The organism is Serratia sp. (in: enterobacteria) (genome assembly GCF_051654945.1).
In the GTDB taxonomy this organism is placed as follows: domain Bacteria; phylum Pseudomonadota; class Gammaproteobacteria; order Enterobacterales; family Enterobacteriaceae; genus Chania.
The window spans coordinates 204,603-222,937 of record NZ_JBOFZA010000118.1 but is presented as its reverse complement, the minus strand read 5'-3'; the positions used below and the strand labels follow the sequence as shown (position 1 = coordinate 222,937).

The window sequence follows — 18,335 nt, the reverse complement described above, 5'->3', positions numbered from 1 at the left end:
CTATAGATAGTAGGGATTTAAAAGGAAGGTGAATCCAGTTGGCGAGGTCATTTAGCGTATTGTTCTGAACAAACGGGAAGATCACGCCGGTGAATATGTGTTTTCACTGAGGGTGAGGCGATATTTAGCGATCCGTATGGTCTGGATGCCGGTGAAAGTACGGGGAGTTGTTTGGTACTTGCCCTGGATCAGGGCAAGGGAGCCACGCAAGAGCAGCGACTCATTTTTGAGTATTGCTTACCACATCAAATCATCAGGCACGACAAAGTCGGCGTACGGATCTTCTTCATCTTTAGCTTCTTTGCTCAGCTCGGCATTTAATACAATACTGCTCGCATCACGCTGCGCAATTTTATCAGCCACGACCGCGGGTATAATCGCGTATTCGCCATCAGGATTTTTATCGGTGATCAGACGAGCAATGGCAAGACGGCCACTAATCAACTGAGCCTGGGTCGCTTTATCGACATAGATTTTTTTAATTAAGTTATTATCGGTAAAGTTATAACCAATATCGCCATGTGAAATAACAATTCTGTTCATTTCAATCAGCTGTTTTACCTGAGCTTTATATTCTTTAGCCAAGGCGGCCTGTTTTTGCTGCTCATTGAGCTGTTTATCACGCTCAACCTGGGCTTTTTTGTTTTCTTCTACCGCTTCTCTGGCCTCACGAGCCTGAACTCGCGATTTTTTAGCCGTTCTTTCCACTTTCGCCAGTTTTTTACTGTTTACCAATCCAGCTTTAAGCAGTTGCTCTTGTAAGGTGAGTTTTGTCATGTTGGTTTCTGAAATCAGTGAAATAATGTACAGGATTATACCCTTAACCTGCGGGGTTGTGCCAGATTGACGCATCATACTGATAATATTGTATATTTACCTTCCCTTTGTCAGCACACTGTTTCCTTCTGACAACATGAACCTGGTGGCTGTTGCATGGATGATCAGACCTGGAGGTCCAGCCCATTACTATGACGAGATTTCCCCAGGTCTGTCAGTGCCTTGCTGTTATCGAGTCAAATCCGTCAACGCTTTTTTCAGTTGTGGCAGGCTGAACCATTCGCAATACAGGGGCGACCCGCGCTGAAATCGCCAGCCTTCTTTCAGTACACCAGCATCAACCACGTCGAAACCAAACTGATCGATCAACTCACTGACCTGCCTTTTGGCATTTTCATTGTCCCCGGCAATCGGCAGGGCGCGGCGATGCTCATCGCCTTGTGGGCGGCCATCTTTATCCAGATCGATGACGCGTATGGAGTTAAATGCTTTTACAACGTGAGATGCGTACAGATGACGGGCGAGCATTTCGCTGGTGGTGGTGAGCTGTTGATCCAGCTCGTCAAAATGACCGTCGCGTTCGGGATAGTAGTTATTGGTATCGATCACGATTTTACCGCGCAGAGCTTCAGCAGGAACCGTCGCATAGTGTTTGAACGTGATGGCAATCACGACGATATCGCCAAATTCCACGGCCTGCTGCACCGTACCTGTTTCACACGCGAGAGCCACTTTCAGGCTGTACAATGTTTCCGGTCCGCGTGAATTACTGAGCATGACCTGATGCCCGTTAGCTAATGCATGTTCCGCGAGTGAACGTGCGATAAGGCCTGCGCCGATGATGCCAATTTTCATGAGGTAAACTCCTTGATTAGGTCCGGCTACTGTAATTCCTTATCTTTACGTGATAAATAGAAGGAAAGTTGCGTCACTAGAAAGTAAAAGTAGGGGATCATGGATCGGCTAAAATGCATGTTGGTGTTTGTTAAGGTGACGGACTGCGGTTCTTTTGCTGCCGCGAGTGAGGTGTTGAACCTTTCACCACAGATGGTGGGTAAACATATCAGCATGCTGGAGGAGCATCTGGGGACGCGGTTGCTAAACCGCACAACCCGGCGGCAAAACCTGACAGAAGTTGGGCGGATGTTTTATGAGCGCTGCAAAGTGGTGCTCGCCGCAGCGGATGAGGCTGAGGCGGTTGCCCAGGAGATGACCGCCATGCCGCGCGGAGTGTTACGGGTCAATGCACCCGTCACATTTGGTGCATACGGTATGTCACCTTTAGTGGTTGATTACATGCGGCGTTATCCGGATGTGCAGGTTGAATTGACGTTGAGCGATCGCTATGTAGACCTTGTCGATGAAGGGTTTGAGGCGGTCATCCGCATTGGGCCGTTGGCGGATTCGGCCTTGATCGCCCGTAAACTCAAACCTTATCAATTAATTGCTTGCGCATCCCCGAGGTACTTGGCTGAATTTGGAACTCCTGTCAGGCCCGAAGAGCTGATCGATCACCAATGTCTCGGATATACCTACTGGTCTCGTTCGTCAGAGAAGGAGTGGACTTTCACCAAAGGGGGGAAGCAGCATGCCGCCGAGGTGAACAGCCGTTTGCAGTCAAATAATGCGACAGCGCTGCTGTCCGCTGCGCTTGGCGGCGGTGGCATTATTTTGGGGGCGGAAGTGGTGCTCGGTAGCTATATCGCCTCCGGCCAGTTGATACAGGTTTTAGCCGATTACCAGGCACCTGCGCGCGAAATGTATTTGCTGTATTCGCCTAATCGTTATCCTACGCAGAAACTGCGCCGTTTTATCGATGCGGTGATGGCGGAGTACGGATAAACTCCATGCAACGTTGTTTACCGCATCAAATCATCAGGCGTGACAAGATCGGTATCCGGAACATCTTCATCTCGAGCCTTCTGGGTAGCGCGCAGCCGAGGCTTGATAAGGGGGAACGGCGTAAGTCGCTAGGGAGAAACTCGCTGCTTTATTTAAGGATGAATTCAAATATAAGAAAAATTGCCAGTAAAATAAGAAACACCCCGGGGTTTATTCTTGGTTTGCTACAATTTCATGGCAAAGTGATTTATTTTCAGGTTGAGGGGGCTATTTAAGCCACGACACCGTTAATTCTTGAAGCCCAAACCTGATTCACAGCCGGTGTGGATAAAAAAGGGTCGCCGAAATTTTTTACCCGTTATTTACCCGTGATGGTGTGCTATCAACGGACTGTAGCGAGCCGCAATGTTAGGCAGTGACTGGATTTGAACAGGTTCTACGGGAGCTATGGAAGAGGACGTACTGTGAAATGGTGTCCCCTGCAGGAATCGAACCTGCAACTAGCCCTTAGGAGGGGCTCGTTATATCCATTTAACTAAGGGGACACAGCGGGCGCAGTATACCTATTTTTGCGCCAGGGTTTAAGGGGTTATTGGCCTGATTGTCTGAAATATCATCGGTTTTCGCAGTTTTTAGCCCATTTTTTCCAGCTGAGCGCCCATCAGCCTGTATTGGAGGTAAGCGTTGAGCGATTGGCGAGGGGCGAGCGGCAGGAACGAAGCGTGTAGCAATGCCCCACAGCTGCCGCGTGGTAGGAAGGATTTATCGGTTTTTAAGGGGTTAAATTAAAAAGTTTTTCTGCATCCGAATAAAGTCAGCCTCGCCAAAACCTAACTCCTGCTTGATGTAATCCGCTACGCTACCAGAGTGCTGTTTCATGGTGTTGAACACCTCAACAATAAACGACTCGCGCGTATCAATCAGCGTATGCAGGTAATCCAGTACCTTCTGGTCGTCGGTTATTTGGCGATAGGCGGCCATTTTTACCTCGTTACGCTCCAGCCGGTTGGCCTGGGTTAACATGTAATCGGCAATGATGTCCTCTTCTGCGACCCCGAGCATAGATAAAACCAGTAAAGCTCCATAGCCAGTGCGGTCTTTGCCACCACGGCAGTGCTGAATATGCGGGCTATTGTCTTTATCCAGCAACACCTCAATCATGGCTTTAAACGCGGTTTTAGATTTTTCGCTGGTCACGAAGTTGCGATATTGCTCTAAAACCTGTTCACCTTGCCCATTGATCAGCTCTGCGGGGATATCGCGTATAACGCTTTCGATCAGCATGCGATCTTCGTTACTGGGTTCGGCGGAAAACTGTGCCGCCAGCTCTGCGGTTTGTGCCGCCGCATCCAGGTGGCAGGTTCTTCTCTCACCCACAAAGTCGTTGGGGCTTTTGGCTATTTCGTTGGCACTGCGGTAATCAATGATGGTTTGAATATGCAGCGATTCGATGTACGTCACGGCCTGCGGGCTGAGGCGGTGCAAGTGGTTCGAGCGGTACAGCATACCCCATTTTACCCGTTTGCCACCGGCACCCGCGTAGCCGCCAAAATCCCGGAAGTTGTTTAAACCCTCAATAGGTAGAGTTCTTTCAGCACCAAGATAAGATTGGCCTCCTTGCTCGATAATAAAATAAACGCGCTGTTTGGCTTTTAACGGATCGTCCAACAGGTAGGGGCTGGTCGCATTGGCCGTAATCAAGTAGCGCTCCTGGCTGTTGACATCATTTTCTTTGGTCCAATATAGCGATACGGGCTGTGCAGTTAAATTAAAGCTTATCTCGAGTTGGTTGTTGTTTTTTCTGTTGACGGATAACTGAGTCTGCGAATTCATTACTACTCCCTTTAACTTAAAATGCCAAACATTGAGCAAATGACGCCGAATACCATCATGGCAATGATGAGTGATACCGTATATTTTCCTTTAAACCGTTTGACCAGGAAGAATATGCCCAGGGAAAACAGCAAAGTCAGCAGATTAGGCGCTACCTTATCAAACATCTCCTGCACTTTTATTGACTGTTCGCCAACGGCGATCACCAAGGGGGTCGATATCTTGACGGTGGTGGCTATCAGCGAGCCTAGCACCATCACCCCGACCACGTTGGCGACGTTCGAAATACGTTGGATGATGTTGGAGTTTTTGGACTGCTCGATTAAATCAACGCCCTTGTTATAACCGTAATGGATGAAGAAATATTTCGAGCCGATATTGACCAGGTTAAACAGGATAAACATCAGTATCGGGCCGATGATATTGCCCTGTAGGGCAAAGGCGGCACCGATGCTGCCACAGATCGGTAACCAGGTGAATTTTAACAGGCTATCGCCCAAACCGGCCAAGGGTCCCATCAAACCTGCTTTTACCGAAACCACCGCTTCTTTCTCTTCTTCGGTGGTTTTTTCTTCCAGCGCGGCGGTGACGCCCAGAATCAGTGCGCCGGTGTTAATCTGTGAGTTGTAAAACTCCAGGTGCCGTTTCATGGCCCGTACGCGGGTTTCTTTATCGGCATCGGCGTAGAGTTTGTCGAGCACCGGGATCATGCAGTGTGCAAAACCAATGGTTTGCAGCTTCTCATAGTTATATGAGAACGACATGGTCTGAATATTCCAGAAAATACGGTTTAAATCGGCCTTGGTCAGCTTTTTATCCTGAGTGGTTGGGCTAACACCATTATATGAAATTGTCTGGTTCATAGGTCATACTCTTCTTCGGTGTCCGTGGCGGTGGCTTTGTTTTGTTCTGGGGCTGGAGTATTCATGCCGTTGGTGTATGCCATGTCATAAAGCACGGCAAAGGCCAGGGCAATAAAGGTAATCGGGATAATCGGTAGTTTTAAATAGGTGGTCAGAATAAAGCCCAGCAGGAAGAAGAACCACATCCGGCCTTTTAACAGCATCAGCAACAAGATACACACGCCGATGGCGGGGATCATTTTAGACGCGACGCCCATCCCGGTTAAAATGCTGGCCGGTATCGCCTCCAGAACTTTGCTGACCAGGTCACCGCCAAAGTAAATGGCCAGGAAGCAGGGAACGGCGCGGATCAGGAACCACAGCGGCGTCGAGAAATAGTGGACCTTGACCAGGGCTTTATAATCACCTGATTGAATTGATTTTTCGGCCCAGACGTTCAAGAAGCTGGCGAAAGAGCGCCAGACGATCAGCAACTGTTGGCAAAGAATGGAGACCGGAACGGCGAGTGCGATACCTGCCGCAATCCCGCCTTTGGAGGCGATACCTAAAGCGACGCCGATGATCGAGCCCGCAATGATATCGGGGGCAGAGTAAGCGCCTACGTTACCGATACCCATCCACATCAGTTCAAGCGTGGCGCTGATCGCCAGCCCCTGAACCATGTCCCCCATAATAATGCCCGCTACCGTACCGGTTAACAGTGGCCGCCGCAGCATTTGTGGCCCGACGTCATCCATTGAGCAGATGCCTGCCCAAATGGCCACCAGGATTGCTTCAATTAACATGGTTGTATCCCCCAGCGATTGTGTAAAAGGTTACCCAATCAATCGATTAATGTTTTCAGCTCTACAATGGGATCTTTCGGCACCATTTGTATTTCCACCGCAATATTGCTCGCCAGCAGTGACCTGAATGCCTGTTCTTCTTCTGGTGTGACCGCCACGGCCCGTGACAGGCTCTTTCGGCCTTCTTGCATTCTCATACCGCCCACGTTCAGCTTGTCGATTTTCAGCCCGCCCTCGACCAGCGTGTTGACATCGACGCTGTTGGTGAACAACAGCATGGTGCGTCTTTTAATTTCTGCCTTTTTCAGTACCTCGATAAATTTCTGCACGCCAAACACCTGAACCTTTAATTCCGGCGGTGCCGACATGCTGATCACGGATTGCTGCACGCTATCGCCGGCAACCTTGTCATTAATAATCAGGATCTGTTCAATATCATGGTTTTTAACCCATGTGGTGATCACCTGGCCGTGGATCAGACGGTCATCAATTCTGGCTAAATTAATTGGCATGGTATTTTTCCTTAAAGTTCGGTTGATTGTTCCCGTTCGGCCTGTAGCGCCGTACCAACGTTAAAGCAGCTATGTGGGAAAACGTCCTCGATAACTTTCCCAATCTCACTTAATGGCAAATCGCGATTGCTGAAAACCTCAAGCAGGGTGGGAATATTAAAACCGCAGAATAACAACACGTCTTGGTGGGTCAGTAACAGCTCACAGGATAAATTACACGGTGAGCCACCCATCATATCCACCAGGATCACCACTCCGTTGCCCTGGTTAATCGATTGATAGGTATCAAACAGCGTGACGCGCGCATCATTGATATTGGTATCTTCCTGAATAGAAACCACCGCAACGTTGTCTTGTTTGCCGATCAGCATTTCGGCACAGGTCAGCGCGCCTTGGGCAAAGGGGCCATGACTCACTAATATGACAGGGATTTCAGTCTGCATCGTCTCTCCTGGTTAACTCGTTAAGTAACATTGTTACTTTTTGTGTTTTAATTTTTAGTAATACTATTACCTTTAAACTGAAATGGACACCGTGAACAGGGGATTTTCTGCGTTCTGAGAAGGCGATCACCCTTTGGTGATCAGGCTGGCTGTGGCGTGAGGCGGTGGTGGGATAGTTAGCGGGAAGTGGATAGCAATCGGGCGCAGTAGGGTTAAGGCTTGTTGTTTTGGTTGTAAAAACGTTCTGCGCGGGTTTGGATTTGTTTTAGCAGGCGCTCGTCATATTGCTGGATGAACAGATTAGTCACCAACATGTTGATCACCGAAAGCTGCGACATCTTGGAGCGGATAGGGATCAGGCGGGAAACGCTTTCCGTGGAGATGGTATGCAGCAGCACGTCGGCCAGGCCGGAGATGCGGCTTTGGCCCATCTTGGTGATGGCGATAGAGGGAACACCCAGTTGTTGCGCCAGGGTGAGCAGCTTGACGCCGTCCTGATTTTCACCGGAGTGAGAGATAATGATCAGCAGATCGTGCTGATCCAGCGTATTGACGATGCTGAATTGAATGCTGTAGTCCAGGTGGCAGCTCACGTCTTTCTTTATCTTGATCAGCTGGTATTCGAGCTCTTTGCCTACCAACCCGCTGCTGCCCGCACCGTAGATCACCACTTTGTTACTGTTTCTGATAAGTTTATTGGCTTTGGCCAACTGCTCGGTATTCATCATGGCGTGCGTTTCATCAATAGAAGATTTTTCTATCTGCTGAATTTTGCCATTCACCGTTTCTATTGAGTCATCCAGGTTAATATCTTCCTGCAACACATTATCGGGTCTGGAAGAGCCTGACGCGGTGATCAAATCGATTTTTAGATCGCTGAATCCTTGATACCCCAGCTTATGGCAGAGGCGGAGAATGGTGGTGGTGCTGACGTTGTTGGCTTTTGCCAGCGTCTGGATACTCATGTTTTTCAGCGAGGGTTTGTTCGCAATAATATAGTCGGCTACGCCACGCTCTTTGGTCGATAAGCCGTTGCTAACTTCTCTGAGTTTTAAGTCGAACATCTAACACCTTTCGCCGGGTAAGAATGTTATTCGTTGTTTATAATACAATTTCGCACCCACCTTATCAAACGGCGAATCGCCGGTGACGTCGGCAATACTAATGTTCCGTTTTGTCCTCAGGCTTTTCCTTCTGCTGTGCCTTCAGGCGTTCGGCCTTGGTCTTGTCACTCATATCATTGCGGATCTGCGCATGGCTGATCAGGGCGAAGATAAAGCTGCCGCCGATGATGTTGCCAGCCAACGTCGGGATGGCGAACGGGTAGAAAAACTCCTGCCAGGGAAGAGCACCGCTGAACACCAGATACAGGATCTCGACGGAGCCAACCACGATATGGGTAAGATCGCAAATCGCGACCAGATAGGTCATCAGCACGATCACCCAGATTTTGGCAGCCCCGGCAGACGGGAACATCCACACCATGGTAGCGATGATCCAGCCCGCAAGGATGCCGTTGGCAAACATCTCGCCGGGCGTGTTATGCATGATTTCTTCAGACAGGCTGGTGAAGGCGGCGCGGGTATTCTCATCAAAAATGGGCATATAGATAAACGCCAGTGCGGCCAGACCGGTGCCGAGCAGATTGCCAGACAGCACTATTCCCCAAAGGCGGAACAGAATGGCGAAGTTCTTCGGCGTCGGTTTATGCATGATAGGTAACACCGCCGTGACGGTGTTTTCCGTAAACAACTGCTGGCGAGCCATGATGACGATGATAAAGCCGAAGGTATAGCCGATATTCTCAATGAAAAACCGGCTCGGGTCGTCCGGCAATCGGGCATGGAATATCCCTTTCGCCGCCAGGGAGGCTCCCATCGACAAACCCGCCGCCAGGGCCGACAACAACAGCGCCAGCCAATCACGTTCCAGCTCTTTTTCCCCTTCCATGCGGATTTGCTCATGCACGGCGGCGGCGCGGGAGGGCAGCTTTTCCTCATCGACCTCGATGGTGGATTTGCCCCGATCGTGCTCTTCGCTTTCGACCTTAACGCTGTTTTTATCGCTGTGGGTGGGTTCGCTCAATGGTCATTCTCCTTTCGGCTGATAACTAAGCGTAGTTGCTGATGGGCCGATAGAAAGTGCGACAGAAAAATCAGTAAAAAGTAACCAAATTTTAACACTGCTGATTTTTTCTACGCAATTTTGATCTGATGCGCAATATTACCCCTAATGGAGTACATTCAAGCTAGGCTGCGGGCTTCGAGCGCACAGTGGCTTATGCTATGATTCGGTATCCCAAAGAAAAATATGAGTCCTCCATGCTGGAAGCCAGAAATCTTAGTTGTGTACGAGATGAACGTACTCTGTTTGACAGGTTGAGCTTTTCGGTGAACCCGGGGGACATTATTCAGGTGGAAGGCCCGAATGGGGCAGGCAAAACCAGCCTGCTGCGCATTTTGGCCGGGCTGGCGCAGCCAGACGCGGGTGAAGTGCTGTGGCGGGGTGAAAATACGCGCCATCGCCGTGAGCAATATCATCTGGATTTACTGTTTCTCGGGCATCAGCCGGGGATTAAGTCCATGCTGACCCCGTTTGAGAATTTGCAGTTTTACCAGGCCGTTAAGCAGTCATCCGATCGTCAGGCCATCTGGCAGGCGCTGGAGAATGTGGGTCTGGTTGGCTATGAGGATTTGCCGGTGGCGCAGCTTTCCGCCGGGCAACAGCGGCGGGTAGCGCTGGCACGGCTCTGGCTCAGCAACAGCCCGCTGTGGATCCTGGATGAACCTTTGACGGCCATAGACAAGCAAGGCGTGATGGAACTGACCGCGCTGTTCGGCCAACATGCGCAACAGGGCGGCATGGTGCTGCTGACCACGCATCAGGATTTAACCGGTACCCAGCAGGCGGTAAGGAAAATCCGCCTGACACAGACTAGCGCGGAGATCGCCTGATGTTCTTCATCATACTGCGGCGGGAACTGAAAATTGCCTTTCGGAAAGGTTCCGAGATCGTTAACCCGCTGTGGTTCTTCCTGATCGTGATCACGCTGTTTCCGTTGGGCGTAGGGCCAGAACCGCAATTGCTGGCGCGCATTGCGCCGGGGATTATCTGGGTCGCGGCGCTGTTAGCCTCGTTGCTTTCGCTGGAGCGATTGTTCCGTGATGACTACCTCGATGGTTCGTTGGAACAGCTCCTCTTATTGCCAACGCAGCTGCCAATGACGGTGTTAGGCAAAGTGTGTGCTCACTGGGTAGTGACCGGATTGCCGCTGTTGATCCTGTCACCACTGGTGGCGCTGTTGCTGTCGCTGGATGTGAATACCTGGTTGTCGATGGCGCTGACCCTATTGCTGGGCACTCCAACGCTGAGCCTGATTGGCGCTATCGGGGTGGCATTGACGGTGGGGTTACGTAAGGGCGGCGTGCTGCTGAGTTTGCTGGTGCTGCCGTTGTATATCCCGGTACTGATATTTGCGACTGCGGCGATCGATGCCGCCTCGATGGGGATGCCGATCGACGGCTATCTGGCCATCCTGGGCGCGATGTTGGCGGGCAGCATTACACTGGCACCGTTTGCCACCGCAGCTGCCTTGCGTGTAAGCATACACTAGCTGGATTTTTAATCGCGGATGAATGCCTGTAAGAGCCTTTTCCGCGCGCAAGACTTTCGCCGCTCTGCCAGAAGGGGGCGGCAACCGAATGATTTATTACCGTGAGCAATGACGACAATGTGGAAATGGTTACATCAATTTGCCAGGCCGGAACGGCTGTACCATGTCTGTGGCCGCTTTGTCCCCTGGTTGGGGATAGCGGGCGCCATCTGTCTGCTGGTCGGCTGGGTGTGGGGCTTTGGCTTCGCGCCCAAAGATTATCAACAGGGTGATAGCTTCCGTATCATGTACATTCATGTGCCGGCGGCCATCTGGTCGATGGGCATTTATGGCTCAATGGCGATAGCGGCGTTTATCGGCCTGGTCTGGCAGATGAAAATGTCCGATACCGTCGTGGCGGCCATGGCTCCGGTGGGGGCGGTGTTCACCTTTATTGCGCTGGTTACCGGCTCCGCCTGGGGCAAACCGATGTGGGGCACCTGGTGGGTGTGGGACGCGCGCCTGACCTCCGAGCTGGTATTGCTGTTCCTTTATATGGGCATTATTGCGCTGTATAACGCCTTTGACGATCGCCGTCTGGCCGGGCGAGCCGCCGGTATTCTGGTGCTGGTGGGGGTGATCAACATTCCGATTATCCACTTCTCGGTCGAATGGTGGAACACCCTTCACCAGGGCTCAACCAATATGCAGCAGAGCATTGCGCCAAGCATGCGTTACCCGCTGTGTTGGGCCATCTTCGGTTACCTGCTGTTCTTTATTACGCTGACCTTGATGCGCCTGCGCAACCTGATACTGATCCAGGAACGTCAGCGCCCTTGGGTCGCCGAATTGGTTAACAAGGAGCGTCAGTCATGAATACCGCATTCAGTTCCTGGCAGGCGTTTTTCGCCATGGGCGGTTACGCGTTTTACGTTTGGCTGGCCGTAGCCGCAACCCTGCTTCCCCTGCTCGGGCTGCTGCTTCACACACTATGGCAACGCAAGCAGCTACTGGCCGAGGTTAGCCGCCAAGAGTCGCGGGAACGGCGTATCCGTCAGTCACAACAGCTAAAGAAAACAGCGGCCATACCGCAGTCTGCTAACTCGCGGGAGAAATCACAGTGAATCCACGTCGTAAAAGCCGCCTCTATCTGGCCATTGTCGTACTGATTGGTGTCGCATTGACCGCTACGCTGATGTTGTATGCCCTGCGCTCCAATATTGACCTGTTCTATACCCCGAGCGAGATCCTGCAAGGCAAGGGCGAAAAGCATGAAAAGCCGGAGGTGGGGCAACGGTTGCGCATTGGCGGCATGGTCATGCCGGGCTCGGTCAAACGCGATCAGCAAAGCCTGCAGGTGAGCTTCAAGGTGTATGACGCCCACGGAGCCATCGAAGTCACCTACAACGGTATCTTGCCGGATCTGTTCCGTGAGGGGCAGGGCGTAGTGGCACAGGGCGTGCTGGGGGAAGGTAACGTGGTCAATGCGCGTGAAGTGCTGGCCAAACACGATGAAAAATACACGCCACCAGAAGTCGCGGATGCCATGAAAGAAAATCATAAAAACCCGGCCGCTACCTATAGCGATTCACCGGACGGGGGCAACAAGTCATGATGCCGGAACTCGGGAGTTTTCTGCTGTGCCTGGCGTTGGCGATTTCGTTGCTGCTGAGCCTTTATCCACAATGGGGAGCGGCGCGCCAGGATAGGCGCATGATGGCGGTCGCCCGCCCGTTGACCTACGGCATGTTTGCCGCGATCGCCCTGGCATTTGCCTGCCTGGTGTATGCATTTATTACCAATGACTTTACGGTCTCCTATGTGGCCGCCAACTCCAATACCAAGCTACCGGTGTATTACCGCATTGCGGCGACGTGGGGCGCGCACGAAGGTTCCCTGCTGCTGTGGGTGCTGTTGCTGAGCTGCTGGTCACTGGCGGTTGCCATGTGTAGCCGTGCAATGCCGCAGGATGCCGTGGCGCGTGTGTTGTCGGTGATGGGGATGATCACCGCCGGGTTCTTGCTGTTTATCATTATGACCTCCAACCCGTTTACCCGTACCTTGCCAAGTTTCCCGATCGACGGTGGCGATCTTAACCCGCTGTTGCAAGACATCGGGCTGATCTTCCACCCGCCGTTGCTGTATATGGGCTATGTGGGTTTCTCGGTAGCCTTTGCCTTCGCCATCGCCTCACTGATGGCCGGGCGGCTCGATACCGCCTGGGCGCGTTGGTCGCGTCCGTGGACCACGGCGGCCTGGGTCTTCCTGACCATGGGCATCGTGCTGGGGTCGGCGTGGGCTTACTATGAGCTGGGCTGGGGCGGCTGGTGGTTCTGGGATCCGGTCGAAAACGCCTCCTTTATGCCTTGGCTGGCCGGTACGGCCTTGATGCACTCGCTGGCGGTTACCGAAAAGCGTGGCACGTTCAAAGCCTGGACGGTGCTGCTGGCGATCACTGCTTTCTCCTTATGCCTGTTGGGGACCTTCCTGGTACGCTCCGGCGTGTTGGTTTCCGTTCACTCCTTTGCCTCCGATCCGGCGCGCGGGATGTTTATCCTCGCCTATCTGGTGATCGTGATTGGCGGCTCGCTGTTGCTGTACGCCGTGAAGGGCGGGCAAGTGCGTAGCCGGGTGCAGCATGAAACCTTCTCGCGGGAGACCTTCCTGCTGGGCAATAACGTCCTGCTGATTGCCGCCACGCTGGTGGTATTGTTGGGGACGTTGTTGCCGCTGGTGCATAAACAGTTGGGGCTGGGCAGCATTTCCATCGGCGAGCCGTTCTTCAATACCATGTTTACCTGGCTGATGGCACCGCTGGCGCTGCTGTTGGGCATCGGGCCGTTGGTGCGCTGGCGTCGTGATGAACCCACCAAGCTCTGGCGTCGCCTGGGTGTGGCGCTGGTGATCACGCTGGTACTGTCGATCCTGTTGCCTTGGTTGCTGCAAGACAGCATCGCCGGCATGACGGTAGTCGGGCTGATTATGGCCATCTGGGTGATCCTGTTGACCCTGATGGAGCTGCATGAGCGGGCTACCCATCGCCACGGTTTCTGGCAGGGGCTGAAGCATCTTTCCCGCAGCCACTGGGGCATGGTATTGGGCCATCTGGGTGTCGCGGTTACGGTGATCGGTATCGCGTTCAGCCAGAACTACAGCGTAGAACGTGATGTGCGCATGAAGGCCGGTGATAGCGTAGAAATTCATGACTATCGCTTTGTTTTCCGCGATGTTCACGACATTCGTGGGCCAAACTATACCGGCGGCGTCGGGATTATCGATGTCACCCGTAATGGCAAGGCCGAAGCCACATTACATGCGGAAAAACGTTATTACAGCGTGGCGCGCAGCATGATGACGGAAGCGGCTATTGACGGTGGCCTGACGCGCGATCTGTATGCCGCGTTGGGTGAAGAGCTGGATGATGGTTCCTGGGCCGTGCGGCTTTATTACAAGCCTTTTGTCCGCTGGATCTGGTTCGGCGGGGTGTTTATGGCGCTCGGCGGCGTACTGTGTATTCTCGATCCGCGCTATCGCATGAGTAAAAAACTCAAACGTGAAGCCAAACAAGGGGAGCAGGCATGAACCGCAAACTGTTATTTATCCCGTTAATCCTGTTCCTGTTGTTGGTGGTGGCCCTGTTGGTGCAGCTGACGCGTAACGCCGGTGGCGAAGATCCCACCATGCTGGAGTCTGCACTGATCGGTAAACCGGTGCCGACCTTCAAGCTGGAGTCCCTGGAGCACCCAGGTAAAACCTTCGATCAGGCGGTGCTGCGCACGGGCAAACCGATCCTGCTCAATGTCTGGGCGACCTGGTGTCCAACCTGTCGGGCAGAGCATGAGTATCTCAATACGCTGGCGGCCAAGGGCATCCGGGTAGTAGGCCTTAACTATAAAGACGATCGTCAGAAGGCGGTGGTTTGGCTCAACCAGTTAGGTAACCCTTATGCGCTGAGCCTGTACGATGGCGACGGCATGCTGGGGCTGGATCTGGGTGTTTATGGCGCACCGGAAACCTTCCTGATCGATGGTGAAGGTATTATCCGCTACCGCCACGCCGGGGACATGAACGAGCGTGTCTGGCAGCAGGAAGTGCTGCCGCTATACCGTAAATACGGGGGCGACGCATGAGGCTGATAACCTTACTGGTGGCGGCATTGCTCAGCTTCAGTGCCGCCGCAGCCATCGATACCTACAAGTTCAATTCGGTAGAGCAGGAACAGCAATACCGTGAGTTGACCGAACAGCTGCGCTGCCCGAAATGCCAGAACAACAGCATTGCCGATTCTAACGCCATCATCGCGGCGGATATGCGCACCAAGGTGTATGAGCTGATGATGCAGGGGCAGGATAAGCAGCAGGTCATCGACTATATGGTGGCGCGCTACGGCAACTTTGTGACCTATGAACCCCCGGTGACCCCAGCAACCTTGATCTTGTGGGTCGGGCCGCTGCTGTTTGTGCTGATTGGTGGGGCGGTAGTGATATTGCGCACCCGTCATCGTCGGGCGAGCGCAGTCAACCAGGAATTCTCCGAGCAGGAGCAGCAGCGTCTTGCGGCGTTGTTGAAAGAGACTGACAGGAAGAAACCCTAATGGCTTTTTGGCTGATAATTATAGTGTTGTTGGTCGGTGCCGCCGCATTACTGGTGGTGCCAGCGATGCGCGAAGGCAAAGAAAACACGGCGGCCAGCCGCGATACGCTCAACAAGGCGTTTTACGAGGATCGTCTTGACGAACTGGCGCAGGATGAAGATCAAGGGGTGGTTGCCGAACGCCCTGAACTGGTCAAAGAGCTGCAACAGAACCTGCTGAACGATATCCCCGGGCAAGCGGATGAGCAGCCTGTACGGCCGATCAATCGTTGGGCTTTAGTGCCTGGCGTCGCGGTGCTTATCGTGGTATCGGTTGGCTTTTATCTGAAAACCGGCGGATTGGCTCAGGTTATGGCTTGGCATCAGGTAGAATCCCAGATGCCGGAGCTACGCGCGCGGGTGGCCAATGAACGTGCCGAGCCGCTCAGCATGGAAGAGATCGCTCGTCTTGGCTTGGGGTTACGTACCTCACTGCAACAAGATGACCGCAATCTGAATGACTGGATGATGCTTGGCCGTGTCGGTATGGCGTTGAATAACGCGACGACGGCGACGCAGGCTTTTGCCCATGCTTACAGCCTGGATCCGAGCAATATGGAAGTTCGCCTCGGCTATGCCGAAGTGCTGACCCGCTCTGGCGATCCGGAAGACAACAAGCAGGCGACCGCGATGCTGCGCACCATGGTGGCAGAGGATCACACCAACATACGGGTGTTGAGCCTGTTGGCGTTTAACTCCTTTGAGCAGGGCGATTACCAACAGGCGATCGGTGCCTGGCAGGTGATGCTGAAACTGTTGCCTGCCGACGACCAGCGTGTCGAAGTGATAAAGCGCAGCATTGAGCAAGCAAAAGTTCAGGTGGGCGTAGAAACTGTTAAACTCTCCGTCAATGTCACGCTGTCGCCAGAGGCGGCAAAAGCATTACCACAACAAGGAACGCTGATCGTTTCGGTTACCGATGGGACTAACCCGGTGCCGGTGGCGGTCAAGCAATTGCCTCTTAGCCGTTTCCCGCTGGCATTCACATTGGATGACAGCAACGCCATGATGCCTGAGCGCCTGCTTTCGGCTCAGCAGAAGGTGAAGGTGCACGTCAGGCTTTCACAGGATGGTTTGGCAACGCCACAGCCGGGCGACTGGTTTGGCGATAGTGCGCTGCAAGCCTATAGCGGCAAGGAGCAGGTCAGCGTTCAGATAGATAAACAGGTTCCCTGATAAAAAGAATCCAAGGGTTTTCATGGAGAAATATATGAACTTTCGCCTGACTGGGCTGGCTTTTGCAACGGTGTTATTGGTGGGGTGTGCCAGTTCGCCTGGTGACGATCAGCAAGGGCGTTCCGATCCTCTTGAAGGGTTTAACCGGGCGATGTTTAACTTCAACTATAACGTGATGGATCCCTACGTGCTGCGCCCGGTCGCGGTAGCATGGCGCGATTACGTCCCGTCGCCTGCGCGTAATGGCTTGAGCAACTTTACTTCCAACCTGGAAGAGCCAGCCAGCATGGTGAACGAATTTCTGCGCGGTAACCCCTATCAGGGCATGATCCACTTCAACCGCTTCTTCCTGAACACCCTGTTGGGGATGGGCGGGTTGATCGACGTGGCCAGTATGGCCAACCCGAAACTGGCGCGTGAAGAACCACGTCGCTTCGGTGGCACCTTGGGCAACTACGGCGTCGGTTACGGCCCGTATGTTCACTTACCGGTCTACGGCAGCTTCACCATTCGTGAAGACGGCGGTGACTGGGCGGACAGCGTTTATCCGGTGCTGAGTTACCTCACCTTCTGGATGTCGGCGGGTAAATGGGTAGTGGAAGGGATCGAAACCCGTGCGCAACTGTTGGATTCCGATGGGTTGCTGCGCAACTCCTCCGATCCTTACATGATGATGCGTGACGCCTACTTCCAGCGCCATGACTTCCTGGCACAGGGCGGGGTGCTCAAGCCGCAGGAAAACCCGAATGCCAAGGCAATTCAGGGCGATCTGGACGAGATTGACGCCAACTAAGGCCTGCTTTGGGCAGCGGTTTCCCATTAGCTTCTGCCCCTCACCCTAACCCTCTCCCACAGGGAGAGGGGATCGTTTGTGCCACGATTTGACACTGGCCCCGACAGCGACATCGCATCACCAACAAACTGATCTCTGAACTTGATGACATCACCGTGCCACCTCCCTCTCCTTGGGGTGAGGGAGATCGTTCGGGGGATATCAGTACTCAGAACTACGGATTATCTGGGCGAACAGAGCCGTAAATGTTAAAATCTGTGACAGGACTCAGCTTCCTGTCACTTGAAGGAAGAGCCTGCGGCCAGAGAGCCAGTTTGTGTGAAACAGGGAGCGTTTATAGCGGATTGCATCATCACTTTTTTACCGCGACTCTTTCCTGCCAGTTCTCTGCCGCCGCGACATTTACGCTGTGATGCGCACGGAGAACGCCATTATGGACATACTATCTTCAGGCAATGCCCCCTTCTTGATCGCTCTGCTCCTGCTGCTGTTTATCGGCGTGCTGGAAACGCTGGCGGTGTTTCTCGGTGCTTCCCTTTCCAGCCATTTTGATGCGGCTTTAGACTCCCATCCAGATATTACCCTGGGCGAGAACGTCTTCGCTCATGCTCTGAGCTGGTTGCATATCGGGCGTTTGCCGCTGTTGGTCATCCTGGTGCTGCTCCTTGGCGGGTTTTCCCTGAGTGGCCTGATAGTGCAGTGGCTGGCAGGCGGTGAGCTACCGGTGTGGCTGGCGGTGATGGTTGCCTTGATCGCCGCGCTGTTCTGCGTACGTTGGTGCGGGCGTGGTATTGCCCGTTACTTGCCGCGCGACGAAAGCAGCGCGGTTTCCACGGATAGCTTTGTTGGCCGCCTGGCGGTGATGACCGGCGCAACGGCTACCGCTGGCTCCCCGGCAGAAGCCCGGTTGACCGATCAGCATGGGCGTACCCATTACATTTTGATTGAGCCGGACGAGGCCGACGTTGCCTTTGCCCGTGGGGCTAAAGTGCTGGTCACGGCCCGCATCTCCGGATCCCGATTCAGCGGCAGTGCCAACCCTTGGCCGGACCTATTGTAGCAAGCGGTTTTTAACGGAATTATTTTA

General features: G+C 53.2%; 21 protein-coding genes and 1 tRNA gene. 12 read left to right on the top strand and 10 right to left on the bottom strand.

Going from position 1 to position 18,335, the window contains the following annotated elements:
- Positions 1-237: 237 nt before the first annotated feature.
- Together ACRDCA_RS26390 and ACRDCA_RS26385 are read right to left on the bottom strand one after the other, a co-directional pair.
- On the bottom strand, positions 238-777 hold the full coding sequence (locus ACRDCA_RS26390) for a DUF2058 domain-containing protein (RefSeq protein WP_438692157.1): 540 nt from the start codon (positions 775-777) through the stop codon (positions 238-240).
- Between the two features lie 228 nt (positions 778-1,005).
- Positions 1,006-1,632: an NADPH-dependent F420 reductase gene (locus tag ACRDCA_RS26385; protein ID WP_438692156.1), complete on the bottom strand. Its 627-nt coding sequence runs from the start codon at positions 1,630-1,632 to the stop codon at positions 1,006-1,008.
- 99 nt (positions 1,633-1,731) lie between these two features.
- Here ACRDCA_RS26385 and ACRDCA_RS26380 point away from each other — a divergent pair, with 99 nt between their 5' ends.
- Positions 1,732-2,619: a LysR substrate-binding domain-containing protein gene (locus ACRDCA_RS26380; protein WP_438692155.1), complete on the top strand. Its 888-nt coding sequence runs from the start codon at positions 1,732-1,734 to the stop codon at positions 2,617-2,619.
- A 470-nt stretch (positions 2,620-3,089) separates the two neighbouring features.
- On the opposite strand, the gene ACRDCA_RS26375 is transcribed toward ACRDCA_RS26380, so the two are convergent.
- From ACRDCA_RS26375 to ACRDCA_RS26340, 8 genes are all read right to left on the bottom strand, one after another.
- Positions 3,090-3,164, bottom strand: a tRNA-Arg gene (locus ACRDCA_RS26375).
- 235 nt (positions 3,165-3,399) lie between these two features.
- Positions 3,400-4,452, bottom strand: coding sequence for a tyrosine-protein phosphatase (locus ACRDCA_RS26370; RefSeq protein ID WP_438692154.1), 1,053 nt, complete (start codon positions 4,450-4,452; stop codon positions 3,400-3,402).
- Positions 4,453-4,463: 11 nt separating this feature from the next.
- Positions 4,464-5,315: a PTS system mannose/fructose/sorbose family transporter subunit IID gene (locus ACRDCA_RS26365; protein ID WP_025120758.1), complete on the bottom strand. Its 852-nt coding sequence runs from the start codon at positions 5,313-5,315 to the stop codon at positions 4,464-4,466.
- Positions 5,312-6,100, bottom strand: a complete 789-nt coding sequence (locus tag ACRDCA_RS26360; protein WP_438692153.1) for a PTS mannose/fructose/sorbose/N-acetylgalactosamine transporter subunit IIC — start codon at positions 6,098-6,100, stop codon at positions 5,312-5,314. Before ACRDCA_RS26360 ends, ACRDCA_RS26365 begins: the two co-directional genes overlap by 4 nt.
- A gap of 38 nt (positions 6,101-6,138) precedes the next feature.
- Positions 6,139-6,612, bottom strand: coding sequence for a PTS system mannose/fructose/N-acetylgalactosamine-transporter subunit IIB (locus ACRDCA_RS26355; protein ID WP_025120756.1), 474 nt, complete (start codon positions 6,610-6,612; stop codon positions 6,139-6,141).
- Between the two features lie 11 nt (positions 6,613-6,623).
- Positions 6,624-7,055 carry a PTS sugar transporter subunit IIA gene (locus ACRDCA_RS26350; protein WP_438692152.1) on the bottom strand — a complete coding sequence of 144 codons (432 nt, stop codon included), beginning with the start codon at positions 7,053-7,055 and terminating at the stop codon, positions 6,624-6,626.
- 212 nt (positions 7,056-7,267) lie between these two features.
- The gene (locus ACRDCA_RS26345) at positions 7,268-8,119 is read right to left on the bottom strand and encodes a MurR/RpiR family transcriptional regulator (RefSeq protein ID WP_438692151.1); all 852 of its coding nucleotides are present in this window, start codon (positions 8,117-8,119) and stop codon (positions 7,268-7,270) included.
- A gap of 97 nt (positions 8,120-8,216) precedes the next feature.
- Positions 8,217-9,140, bottom strand: a complete 924-nt coding sequence (locus ACRDCA_RS26340; RefSeq protein WP_438692150.1) for a formate/nitrite transporter family protein — start codon at positions 9,138-9,140, stop codon at positions 8,217-8,219.
- 236 nt (positions 9,141-9,376) lie between these two features.
- Here ACRDCA_RS26340 and ccmA point away from each other — a divergent pair, with 236 nt between their 5' ends.
- From ccmA to ACRDCA_RS26285, 11 genes are all read left to right on the top strand, one after another.
- Positions 9,377-10,009 (top strand): cytochrome c biogenesis heme-transporting ATPase CcmA, encoded by a 633-nt coding sequence (ccmA, locus tag ACRDCA_RS26335; protein ID WP_438692149.1) that lies wholly within the window; start codon positions 9,377-9,379, stop codon positions 10,007-10,009.
- Positions 10,009-10,668 carry a heme exporter protein CcmB gene (gene ccmB, locus ACRDCA_RS26330; protein WP_025120751.1) on the top strand — a complete coding sequence of 220 codons (660 nt, stop codon included), beginning with the start codon at positions 10,009-10,011 and terminating at the stop codon, positions 10,666-10,668. The genes ccmA and ccmB overlap by 1 nt, the downstream gene beginning before the upstream one ends.
- A 117-nt stretch (positions 10,669-10,785) precedes the next feature.
- Entirely contained in the window at positions 10,786-11,523 is a 738-nt protein-coding gene (locus ACRDCA_RS26325) for a heme ABC transporter permease (protein WP_438692148.1), read from the top strand.
- Complete coding sequence (gene ccmD / locus ACRDCA_RS26320; protein ID WP_438692147.1) at positions 11,520-11,771, top strand: heme exporter protein CcmD; 252 nt, start codon at positions 11,520-11,522, stop codon at positions 11,769-11,771. Before ACRDCA_RS26325 ends, ccmD begins: the two co-directional genes overlap by 4 nt.
- On the top strand, positions 11,768-12,262 hold the full coding sequence (gene ccmE / locus ACRDCA_RS26315) for a cytochrome c maturation protein CcmE (protein WP_438692146.1): 495 nt from the start codon (positions 11,768-11,770) through the stop codon (positions 12,260-12,262). The genes ccmD and ccmE overlap by 4 nt, the downstream gene beginning before the upstream one ends.
- Complete coding sequence (locus ACRDCA_RS26310; protein WP_438692145.1) at positions 12,259-14,229, top strand: heme lyase CcmF/NrfE family subunit; 1,971 nt, start codon at positions 12,259-12,261, stop codon at positions 14,227-14,229. Before ccmE ends, ACRDCA_RS26310 begins: the two co-directional genes overlap by 4 nt.
- On the top strand, positions 14,226-14,777 hold the full coding sequence (locus ACRDCA_RS26305) for a DsbE family thiol:disulfide interchange protein (RefSeq protein WP_021178627.1): 552 nt from the start codon (positions 14,226-14,228) through the stop codon (positions 14,775-14,777). The genes ACRDCA_RS26310 and ACRDCA_RS26305 overlap by 4 nt, the downstream gene beginning before the upstream one ends.
- The gene (locus tag ACRDCA_RS26300) at positions 14,774-15,241 is read left to right on the top strand and encodes a cytochrome c-type biogenesis protein (RefSeq protein ID WP_438692144.1); all 468 of its coding nucleotides are present in this window, start codon (positions 14,774-14,776) and stop codon (positions 15,239-15,241) included. Before ACRDCA_RS26305 ends, ACRDCA_RS26300 begins: the two co-directional genes overlap by 4 nt.
- A complete protein-coding gene (gene ccmI, locus ACRDCA_RS26295) occupies positions 15,241-16,455 on the top strand; it encodes a c-type cytochrome biogenesis protein CcmI (RefSeq protein WP_438692143.1) in 1,215 nt (404 codons plus the stop codon). Before ACRDCA_RS26300 ends, ccmI begins: the two co-directional genes overlap by 1 nt.
- A gap of 34 nt (positions 16,456-16,489) precedes the next feature.
- Entirely contained in the window at positions 16,490-17,248 is a 759-nt protein-coding gene (gene mlaA / locus ACRDCA_RS26290; RefSeq protein ID WP_438692142.1) for a phospholipid-binding lipoprotein MlaA, read from the top strand.
- Positions 17,249-17,681: 433 nt separating this feature from the next.
- Entirely contained in the window at positions 17,682-18,308 is a 627-nt protein-coding gene (locus ACRDCA_RS26285; protein ID WP_438692141.1) for an OB-fold-containig protein, read from the top strand.
- Positions 18,309-18,335 lie beyond the last annotated feature (27 nt).